Source organism: Mediannikoviicoccus vaginalis, from assembly GCF_928097925.1.
Taxonomy (GTDB): domain Bacteria; phylum Bacillota; class Clostridia; order Tissierellales; family Peptoniphilaceae; genus Mediannikoviicoccus; species Mediannikoviicoccus vaginalis.
The window spans coordinates 40,368-50,686 of record NZ_CAKMRI010000001.1; the positions used below are offsets into that span (position 1 = coordinate 40,368).

Consider the following 10,319-nt stretch of genomic DNA (forward strand, 5'->3'; position numbering starts at 1 on the left):
CTATTTTTGTTAAAATCTTTGGACAAGTAAAAACAAGTATTGATAACAACAGGAAAGAACTTAAGAATGTTCGTATTTTGTCTTCTAAGCTCTTAAAAGCAAAAGAACAAGTAAAGAGTCAAGATAAAGATAAAAAGTCCATACTAGGGCAAGTAAATGATTTAAAAAGTAAAGATAAGAAAAAAACAAAAAAGACATAATTTGCAAAGGAGGATAAGATGGACAATAAGATGGGAAAATGGATCGGTATAGGTCTGATACTAGGAACAGCTATCGGTGTAGCTACAAAAAATATAGGACTTGGCGTAGGTATTGGACTAGTACTGGGAGCTGCTATTGGAGCTTCAAAACAAGAAAAGAAAAAGTAATAAATCTATTTATTAAATGCAGGAGTATTTAAATGAAAAATAATTTTACAGACTTTGTAAGAGAATCTGTGATCAGCAAATGGCTAAATTACAAATAAATACTCCCAAAAAATATTTGCTAAATTTAATAAGGATGACTTTTATTATAAAGACTTATTTAGATCAAAATTAGATTTGCTAGTTCGTAAAATAAGTAAGGAGAATTTTAAGTATTACAATAAGAACATTATGGTCGGCATCTCGGGTTTGTATTATTGGAAAATGTTAGATTGGGATATGCAAGAAAAATTAGACATGATATAAAGGAGGATTCATTATTATGGATGAGTATATTATAGAAATCGATGACTTAAGTAAAAGCTATAAGAGTAAAAAAGCTTTAGATGGGATTTCCTTAAATATTAGTAGAGGAAGTATAACAGGACTATTTGGAGAAAATGGTGCTGGAAAGACTACTTTTATGAAATTACTAACAAACCAAATAAAGCCAGATAAGGGTAGGATTATTATCAATGAAGAACCATTGGTTTTTAATTCGAAAATTAACTCAAGTATAGGCTGCCTATTAGAAAAACCTTCATTATATACATATTTAACAGCTCATCAACATTTATTGTTATTTAATATATTAAACTCTGACAATCAAGATTCTTTCATCGAAGAAATTATGGAAGCATATGGATTAAATGAATTTAAAGATGTAAAAGCTAAAGAATATTCCCTGGGTATGAGACAAAGACTAGGGCTTGGACTAGCTGAGTTATCTGGTAGTGAAATATTAATACTTGATGAGCCATTCAACGGTTTAGATCCGGTAAGTGTAAATAAGTTTAGAGAGCGTGTCTTATATTTAAAAAGTAAAGGAATGACCATAATATTATCTAGTCATTTGATTAGAGAACTAGATGACCTTATAGACAATTTGGTGATTATTTCTAAAGGCAAATTGCTAAATGCAATAAGTCTAGATGATTTTATGAAGGATAAAGAAAGTTCTCTTGAAAAAGAAATTTTAAAGATTATGGAGGTTTGATATGGGAAATTTATTAAAATTTGAATTATTTAAAATTAGCAAACAGAAAAAATTAATCATTATGGTTACATCGATTTTGATTTTTCAATTGTTAATGTCTATTTTTATAAAATACAATGAAGATTTTATGTCCTATGAAAAAGGCGTACAATATTCATTTCTGCCGATTTTAGTTAATATAAACATAATATTTTAACTTGTACTATGTTTGCCGAAGATTTTGAATATTTGACTATAATTCCTATCAAAACTAAATATCCAAATATTTCTAAACTTATCTTAGTAAAATTAATAGTGATATTCTTAATGCATGTAATCCTACTATTTCTTTGTGCAAGCTTCACTATGGTTTTATCTTTTGTTTTACTAAAATATAAACCTAGCTTAGATATGATTAAGAGTGTTTACCTTTATAATTTTTCGATGATTGTGCCCATATCTATTGTTGTTATGTTGTCGTCAATTGTTATTATGATAACAAAAAAAGAAAAAACTGGCTTAGTTTTAGGTTTGCTGATTTACATGTTCTATGGATTTGGAACTGGATTTAATTTTTTAATTATAAAGAAATTTCCAATCTTTAAGTATGGCGTAATAAATCTTTTGAATTTACCTAATCAACTAATAGATTCACAATATACAAATTTAACTCAACTAAGTATTTCTAATATGATTCTTACTTCACTAATCTGTTTGATTATTGAAAGTTTAATCTTATATAAAATATCAAAAGAAAAAGAGGTTTAGTTTGACCTTAACCCCAAAATCTGGAATGCGGATAGAGGGGTTTTTGTATGCCAAAATACACAAAAGAATTTAAAGTAAAACTAGTAAATGAATATTTGTCTTGCGATTTGGAGCAGTTCCAAGTGGGACAAATAAAAAACCAGGACTATCTCAATGAATACTAACGAAAGCACAAGTATAAAATAGGCTAAAGTGACTTATAAGCCTATTTATGATATAATATATCTTAACAATAAAACGGATAAGGGGTAATAATATAGTAATTTCTTATATCCATTATGGCACTTATTGGTAGAAAGAAAAATGAACAAAGAAGACTAAAAAAGAGCTGCAACCTGTAGATCCATTGAAAGAGGTATTAGATATTCTGATTAACTATATAAATAATATTTATTTAGACAGGAGGAAATAAAGTGAGTCAAAAAAATAAGATAAATCAATCTTGCTGTGGTTCAATACAAAAAAACACTGGTACAGTGGAAGAAAAAGCAAATTGTCCCAAATGTCACAAAATAGGAGAAAAGGTTAAGAATATAACTGTAAAGCATATGGTATCAGAAAACCTTATGGGAAAGGTTGTAGATGAAGAAACTTACTATTTATGTATGAATGAAGATTGTGATGTCGTGTATTATAACTTAAACAATGAAAGAGTTTTTTATAAGGAAGATGTAAAAGTTCCTATATGGTTTAAAAAGGATGCAAATCCCAAATATATATGCTATTGCAACCAAGTTACAGAGCAACAAATTATAAACGCTGTTTTAGATGATGGTGCAAAGAATATTAAAGATATTATTAGACTTACAGGGGCAATGAAAAATGGAAAGTGCGAAATTAACAATCCTTTGGGAAAATGCTGTGGTCCTTTTATTCAAGAAACCATCAATAAGGCATTAAAAAGCAAACAATAGTTTGCGACACATAATTTATAAAGTACGTCACAACAGTAATAAAATTAAAAATAATAAAAAACTATAGAATTAAAATTTTAACGGTTCAGATGTAAAAGTCTGGCCGCTTTTTTATTTTTCCCGGAAAGGAGGTCACCTATATGGTAAATGATGAAGTTAATAATAAGGCTATAAATATTGAGATAAGAGTGGCTCAGTATTCAGCAAAGGCTATTTTAAAATCTATGAAAAAGATTATAGAATATGCCGATGAAAAAAGCCAACCACTTGCAGATTATATTAGTGAAAAAAGAAAAACTAATTCAAGGAAACTTAAGGATATGGTAAAGAAAGGTCAGCTGGAAAATATTGATGAGCAAATCGAAAATAAATTCTATGCTTTTAAGGATTACGCATATAGGCGTAAAATAAATTGGGGGTTTGTTAGAGATAAAGATACAAGACTTTATATTAACAATACAAACTACACAAAAGAAATGAATAATGAAAACAGGAAAAGGCTAGAAGATTTATTTTAATGAGGTGTTAAATGATAGAAAACAATATTCCAAAAGTATTTATATCATATTCGTGGGAAAGCAAAGAACACTCTGATTAGGTTAAATCTCTAGCAGATAAATTGTTAGCAGATGGTATTGAAGCCATAATAGATAGCTATGATGTAAGTCCAGGGGATAGACTTCCAAAATTTATGGAAAGCTCGATAAGAGATAGTGATTATGTAATTATAATTTGCACTGAAGAGTATAAAAGGAAAGTTAATAATAGAGAAAAAGGTGTAGGTTATGAAAGTCATATAATATCTGCGGAACTCTACAATAATCACAATGATAGGAAGTTTATTCCAGTCATTAGACAAGGAGATTTTAATTCAGCTTTGCCTACTTACCTAGATGGAAAACTTGCAATAGATTTAAGAGGTAATCCATTTAATGAAGATTCATATAAGGATCTTATTGCATCAATATTTAAAGTTAAAAAGAAACCTAAAGTAGATATAAGACCATATTATGTTGATGAATATGAACCAATAACAATTGAGGGAGAGGATATAAAAATAGTGGGCATTATAACAAATGAAGTTACCTTGCCAAAAAATGATGGAACAAGAGGTTCTGCTTTGTATAGAATCCCTTTTAGATTATCTAGCAAACCAACTAGCACATGGTCTGAATTGTTTTTAAGAAATTGGAATTACCAACCAAGTTTTACATCAATGCATAGACCTGGAATAGCTAGAGTTGAATCTGATAAAATCATTTTAGATGGAACAACAATCGAAGAGGTAAAACAATATCATAGAGATACCTTAATCTTGTGTGTAGAAAAAACAAATGAAGAAGAAAAACAATATAGAAGAAGAGAAGAACAATTAAAAAGAAAGAAGCAAGAAGAAATAGAAAATCATTATAGAAATATAGAAGATATTTCAAAAGACTTAAAATTTTAATTGTGACACTTTGAAAGGGATAGCAGAAATGTTATCTCTTTTTTAATACAAGAAAGGAGTGTTATATGAAAAAATTAGAACAACTAAGACAAGAGTCAAAAAAATAAAATTGACCATACAAAAGAAAGATTAAGGCAACTAAAAAATCAAGAAAAAAAGATATTAAAACAAGACATAGTAAAAAGAAGAAAAGAAAGAACTCATAGACTAATAACAAGAGGAAAAGCCTTATAGAAAATGCAGAAGAACTAACAGATGAAGAAATAAAAATCCTACTAGAAGAAGCAACAAAGACAAAAGAATTTAAAGAAACACTAAGAATAATGAGAGAAAATGTAAAAATATTAGCATAGATATATGTAATGACAAATTAGGAAAAGGGAATCAAAAAAATATGAAAAGTACTGATATTCAAACGAAATTATGTTAAACTATAATCAACCAAAGAAAGATGAAATAATGGGAAATAGAATAGAGAAATACCGTAAACCTTTAGGTTTATCGCAATATAGACTTGGGAAAAAGTAAGGATATCAAGGACGAGTATAAACAAAATGATCTTGATTATAAAGATTTATATATAGGACTGTTTCCTCATTAAAGGTATGAAAGGAGATAAGGCTTGAATACACAAAACATAAGCAAATGGATAAAAAATAATAAAATTCAAAAAATTCCGAAGAAAGAAAAAGACAAGATAGAATTATTTAATTATATAGCTAATTTAACCTTTGAAAATAACGTACAATATACTGAAAAAGAAATTAATGAGAAATTAAAAAATTTCTATATTGATTATGCGATATTAAGAAGATACATGGTAGATTATAAAATATTATCTAGAACAAGAGATTGTAAGACATATTGGTATTAGATTATTCTAAAGATTTATCATTAAATTAATGAAGCAACCAAAGAAATTATCTAGGTTGCTTTTTTCTTATCCTTTTTTATAGCAACTAAAAGTTAAGTGAAAATTAAAATATAAAGAAAATAAATAACATAGAAGATAAACCTGGCAAAAAGAAAACAAAGAAATAAAAATAAAATGCTTGAATTAAAGCTATTAGAGATTCAAAAGAAGATTGAAGAAAACTATAAGAAAGTATGTATTGAATCTGGTGAAAAGTTAATAAAAAGATTTTCAGAGATTGAAAAATTTTTCTTAAATGAAGCCAATAGGCTTAGATAAGGCAGAAAATAGAGATTTATCAAAAGAAACTTACGACAAAATTACGACAGAAAAAATCGACTTATCAAAAGTAAAAGTTGAACCACTATTTGAAAAATTTGTTGACTTTGATACATTTACAAAATCAGACTTTAGAGTTGTAAAGGTAAAATCTTGCGAAGAAGTTCCAAAGTCTAAAAAACTATTAAAGTTCACATTAGATTATGGAAGTGGCAATGAAAGAATTATTCTTTCAGGTATCAAAGATATCTACAGCGCTGAAGAACTAGTTGGCAAAACACTTCTTGCAATCACAAACCTACCTCCAAGAAAGATGATGGGAATTGAGTCTTGCGGAATGATTATTTCTGCAATTTGTGAGTACGATGGAGAAGAAAAATTAAATCTAATGATGTTGGATGAAAATATTCCAGCAGGATCAAAATTATATTAAAATTAATAAACAAAATGACCTATGTCAAAAAATTGCTAATGGGTCTTTTTTAGAAATTTACAACAAACCTAATTATATATTTCTGATATAATTAGAGAACAATAAAAATTTTAGGAGGACGGAGAATGATAGAAAAAATAAAATTAGCCTATTCCAACAATAGGAATATTATTAAAATTGTAAGATATATATTTTTGTCTTTTGTGTTTTTACTTATAACTTGGTTTCTTGATATTAAATATCCATATTTAAAAACAGAAATGCCAGAAATATTATTGTTAACACCAGAAGTAACATCATCTTTTTTATCTAATTTAACAGGGACTTTTCTAACGGTTTCCACTTTTACATTAACTACAATTTTGACAGTTTTAAATAAGTATGCGGGGTCATTTACCCCTAGAATAGTTCAAGACTTTATAGATAAGCCAAATGTACTAAGTCTTTTTGGAGTTTTTATAGGAGGATTTTTCTATACTGTCTTATCCTTATTTATGATTCAAAATGTAGATAGTGAAACGCCACTAATTTCAGGTACCCTTGGAATATTTTATGCCATTGCCGCAATGATATCATTTATTTTATTTGTTAAGAGGGTTCTATCTGATATAAAGGCAGAAAATGTAATAGAAAATGTATATAACAATGCTGATAAACTAATTGAAAAAGAATCTAAAAAGAGAAAACTTGCCGAAAGATTTGATAGTGGCGACTGGGAGGAGACTTATAAAATCTATGCCAACGATTCTGGTTACTTATATGGAATAAGTGCTGAAAAACTTCTTAATCTTTTAAAAGATAATAAGTATGAAATTGTTATAAACAAGAGGATTAATGACTATGTATTAAAGGGCATGTATATAGCTAAACTTAAGTTATTAAAAGATTTGGATATGGACCAAGAGGAAAAAGATAAGTTATTTAAAAAAATTTCCTCTAATATCTTAATAAATGTCAAAAAAAATGATACTAAAGACTATCACCATGAACTTACAAATTTAGTAGAAATTTCTCTAAAGGCACTAAGTCCTGGAATAAATGATCCTTATACAGCATCAGAAGCTATAATCAAAATAGGCATACTTTTAGGAAAGTTATTTTCGTCAGAAAACTTTTATCAAATTTTAGAAGAAGATGAGAATGCAAAAATTATTTATAATAGTTATTCAGCTAAAGAAGAGCTTCAGCTGTCATATAATCAGATTTTATTCTATGGAAAAGCAGATCCAGAAATTGCCAAAACAGTTTTAAACAGTATTTATATGGTTTATCTTGTAGCTGACAAGTCTTTACATAGAGAAATTGAAAAGTATTTCACCTATTGCTATGAACTCTGTAAAGAAGCTATGGACAACCAAAGCTATATAGATCAACTTGATGAAATATATAAAGATTTTGAACAAAAAAAAGATGATTCCATGGACAAAGACATAAATAAAGAGGATTAACATTTGGAATGAAAAATTTTAGAAGATTTAGAAATAGAATATTAGCACTTGAATAATATACAAGAACTGAATAAAAGAATTAGCTTTTAGGAAAATAATCCTATAGGCTTATTAAGTGACGCTAAAAACAAGTAGAAAGTGACTATTCAAATAGGTCTTTTAAAAGTAAGTGAATAATGATGTATAAATAAGAGGAGATGCCAACTTTATAGATTAGCATCCCCCAATGGATTCTTTAGAGCCGAAATTATCTAGGTTGCTTTTTTCTTATCCTTTTTTATAGCAACTAAAAGTTAAGTTGAAAATTAAAAAATAAAGAAAATAAATAACGTAGAAGGTAAACCTGGCAAAAAGAAGACAAAGAAATAAAAATAAAATGTTTGAATTAAAGCTATTAGAGATTCAAAAGAAGATTGAAGAAAACTATAAGAAAGTATGTATCGAATCTGGTGAAAAGTTAATAAAAAGATTTTTAGAGATTGAAAACTTTTCCCCAGAAGATATTGATAGTCTTATTGATTTTATCGCTGGTAATACTTATATAAAAAATAAGTATGAATCCATTATGCGATTACAAAAAGAAGGCAATCTAGAGAGGAGAAAAAGAAAGTATCATAGAAAAGATAAAAGAATATAAGCAAGACAGTGATAGTTTTGATAAAAAAAGACAAATGACTAAAGACTATTATAAAAAACAAGAAAGATAAGACCTGGTAAAAATATCTTATCCAAGCTTATAATATGACCAAGAAAATAAAGGCAGGTCTAGGAGGTAATAGAGATGAATAAAAGGCAAGAGCTAATAGACGAACTCATAAAAGCAGATGAAGCTGGAACATACAAAACATATAAAAGCACAGAAGAAATAAACGCGATGAACAATGAAGAAGTGCAGATATTATATTCCAACATGAAAAACTATCTATCAGACAAAAGAACACACATAAACTACTAAAGGTGGAAAGGTATTGTAAGCTATTTAAAAGTATAAAAGGTGCAAATACCTAAGAAATATATATAAACATCTAAAATAAGCATTCCACCACCACAAACAACCAAATAAAAACAAGCAAAGGGAAGTATAGAAAAATTAAAGCCTATACTTCCCTTTTTTTAATTCAAACAAAGGAGATAAAAATGATAAACGAAGAAATAAGCAAAGTTTTTGGTCATTCTTGAAATTATGTTACTTGCTATGTTTGCAATATTTTGGTGAGGATATTAGAAAATTTATAAAAAATGCTTGACTTTATAATCTAGTTGCGGGAAACTATAGATATAGTATTAAATACTAGGTGGAGGCAATATGATAAATAAAAATTTGAGTGGTATTAGCGAATTTAAGCTTCCAAGATATAAGGACTTGCCTGACTTTGGTATATATTTAGAGCAGTTAGTTGAGATTGTTAATAAAACTTTGGAAGTGATGCTTGATGAGGACAATAAATTAACAAAATCTATGGTCAATAATTATGTCAAGCATAAACTAATGCCGAGTCCAATCAAAAAGCGCTATTATCGTGATCATATCGCTTATTGTATAGTTATTACCGTTTTGAAAAACATTTTAACTATGGCTGAGATTGATGATGGAATTTTGTTCGAGCTTAAGAAGAGCTCTATAGAAGAGTCATACAACTACTTTTGCAACAAGGTTGAAGAAGTATTGAGATTAGTCATAAACATCTTGGAGAAGCAAAGCAGCCCTGAGATTAAAGGCACAGCATCTATTAATATAGATCTTGACAATAGAAATGGGTTGACGCTTGCTATAGTCAGTGTTTGCACTAAGATTATTACACAAAAATTATTAGAATACGAGCTTTTAAAAGCTAAGGAGGACAAATGAGTAAATTAGGATTAATTATAGATACGGCTTGTGATGTGCCAAAAGAGGCGTATCAAAAATTAAATATGGCTATGCTGCCTTTGTGGGTTCACTTTTCGGATAAATCATACAGAGATTTAATTGATATAGAAAAGGATAAGTTTTATAACTTACTTGATAAAGAAATTCCTAAGACAAGTACGCCATCACCAACAGAAGTGAAAGAAGCAATTGATAAAGAATTTGCATCTGGTGCTGATGAAGTTTTAATCATCACAGTTTCATCAGGTTTAAGCGGTGTGAATAATCTTTCCAATCTTGCGGCTGCCGACTAAGGCGGCAAGGTGAAAGTTTTCGACACAAAAAATGTTGCTATAGGTGCAGGACTTTACGGCTATAGAGCAGCAAGCCATAGAGATGAAGGCCGCAGCGCTGATGAAATTATTAAAATAATGACAGATGATAGGGATAATATGAAGTCTAAGACTTATTTTGCTATACCAGAATTAACTCACTTAATACATGGCGGAAGGATTGGCAAAGTTTAAGGCGCCGTAGGTCAATTTTTAAACATAAAGCCAATAATCACCTGCAATATGGACGGCATTTACTATGCCATCGACAAGGTAAGAGGTTCTGCCATGGCTCAAATCCTAAGGCTTTGATGCTAGCTAAGGAAGCATTAAAAGATGAAGTTGATAGAGCAAAAATTTATGTTGAAGAGCAGATAGCACCAACACTAGCAACACACACAGGCAGAGGTCTTTTGGGTATTGCATATTATAAATTATAAGATGAAAAGCTTAGGAGATGACTCTTAAGCTTTTTTGTTGGGATTATTGGAGGAAAATATTTGATATTTATTAAGCAGTCTTATTTTGCGGATATAAATTAAAAAAGGCAATA

13 protein-coding genes and 4 pseudogenes are annotated in these 10,319 nt (G+C 28.8%); all 17 read left to right on the forward strand.

All coding sequences use genetic code 11. From position 1 onward, the window contains the following. Positions 1–5 precede the first annotated feature (5 nt). A pseudogene (locus L6651_RS00205) lies at positions 6–200 on the forward strand (single-stranded DNA-binding protein); the annotation flags it as partial. Positions 201–218: 18 nt separating this feature from the next. Then, positions 219–368, forward strand: a complete 150-nt coding sequence (locus L6651_RS00210) for a glycine zipper domain-containing protein (protein WP_237036050.1) — start codon at positions 219–221, stop codon at positions 366–368. Between the two features lie 319 nt (positions 369–687). Beyond that, positions 688–1,401 (forward strand): ABC transporter ATP-binding protein, encoded by a 714-nt coding sequence (locus L6651_RS00215; RefSeq protein WP_237036051.1) that lies wholly within the window; start codon positions 688–690, stop codon positions 1,399–1,401. A gap of 471 nt (positions 1,402–1,872) precedes the next feature. Beyond that, positions 1,873–2,148, forward strand: coding sequence for a hypothetical protein (locus L6651_RS00220; RefSeq protein ID WP_237036052.1), 276 nt, complete (start codon positions 1,873–1,875; stop codon positions 2,146–2,148). A 413-nt stretch (positions 2,149–2,561) separates the two neighbouring features. After that, positions 2,562–3,062, forward strand: a complete 501-nt coding sequence (locus L6651_RS00225; protein WP_237036053.1) for a Csac_0668 family 2Fe-2S cluster-binding (seleno)protein — start codon at positions 2,562–2,564, stop codon at positions 3,060–3,062. A 140-nt stretch (positions 3,063–3,202) separates the two neighbouring features. Continuing rightward, positions 3,203–3,580 carry a PcfB family protein gene (locus tag L6651_RS00230; protein ID WP_237036054.1) on the forward strand — a complete coding sequence of 126 codons (378 nt, stop codon included), beginning with the start codon at positions 3,203–3,205 and terminating at the stop codon, positions 3,578–3,580. A gap of 92 nt (positions 3,581–3,672) precedes the next feature. Continuing rightward, positions 3,673–4,512: pseudogene (locus L6651_RS00235) on the forward strand (toll/interleukin-1 receptor domain-containing protein); the annotation flags it as partial. A gap of 65 nt (positions 4,513–4,577) precedes the next feature. After that, positions 4,578–4,865, forward strand: a pseudogene (locus L6651_RS00240) (DUF3847 domain-containing protein). A 269-nt stretch (positions 4,866–5,134) separates the two neighbouring features. Then, positions 5,135–5,386 (forward strand): DUF2087 domain-containing protein, encoded by a 252-nt coding sequence (locus L6651_RS00245; protein ID WP_237036056.1) that lies wholly within the window; start codon positions 5,135–5,137, stop codon positions 5,384–5,386. Between the two features lie 174 nt (positions 5,387–5,560). Next, on the forward strand, positions 5,561–5,704 hold the full coding sequence (locus L6651_RS00250; protein ID WP_237036057.1) for a hypothetical protein: 144 nt from the start codon (positions 5,561–5,563) through the stop codon (positions 5,702–5,704). Beyond that, positions 5,682–6,137, forward strand: coding sequence for a methionine--tRNA ligase subunit beta (locus L6651_RS00255; RefSeq protein WP_237036058.1), 456 nt, complete (start codon positions 5,682–5,684; stop codon positions 6,135–6,137). The genes L6651_RS00250 and L6651_RS00255 overlap by 23 nt, the downstream gene beginning before the upstream one ends. Positions 6,138–6,262: 125 nt before the next feature. After that, complete coding sequence (locus L6651_RS00260) at positions 6,263–7,585, forward strand: DUF2254 domain-containing protein (RefSeq protein WP_237036059.1); 1,323 nt, start codon at positions 6,263–6,265, stop codon at positions 7,583–7,585. A 376-nt stretch (positions 7,586–7,961) separates the two neighbouring features. Further along, on the forward strand, positions 7,962–8,222 hold the full coding sequence (locus L6651_RS00265; RefSeq protein ID WP_237036060.1) for a hypothetical protein: 261 nt from the start codon (positions 7,962–7,964) through the stop codon (positions 8,220–8,222). Between the two features lie 144 nt (positions 8,223–8,366). Further along, positions 8,367–8,540, forward strand: a complete 174-nt coding sequence (locus tag L6651_RS00270; protein WP_237036061.1) for a hypothetical protein — start codon at positions 8,367–8,369, stop codon at positions 8,538–8,540. A gap of 351 nt (positions 8,541–8,891) precedes the next feature. Continuing rightward, positions 8,892–9,434: a DUF1836 domain-containing protein gene (locus L6651_RS00275; RefSeq protein ID WP_237036062.1), complete on the forward strand. Its 543-nt coding sequence runs from the start codon at positions 8,892–8,894 to the stop codon at positions 9,432–9,434. Continuing rightward, positions 9,431–9,961, forward strand: a pseudogene (locus L6651_RS00280) (DegV family protein). Before L6651_RS00275 ends, L6651_RS00280 begins: the two are co-directional and overlap by 4 nt. A 116-nt stretch (positions 9,962–10,077) precedes the next feature. Further along, entirely contained in the window at positions 10,078–10,206 is a 129-nt protein-coding gene (locus L6651_RS09340) for a hypothetical protein (protein WP_255784597.1), read from the forward strand. Positions 10,207–10,319 lie beyond the last annotated feature (113 nt).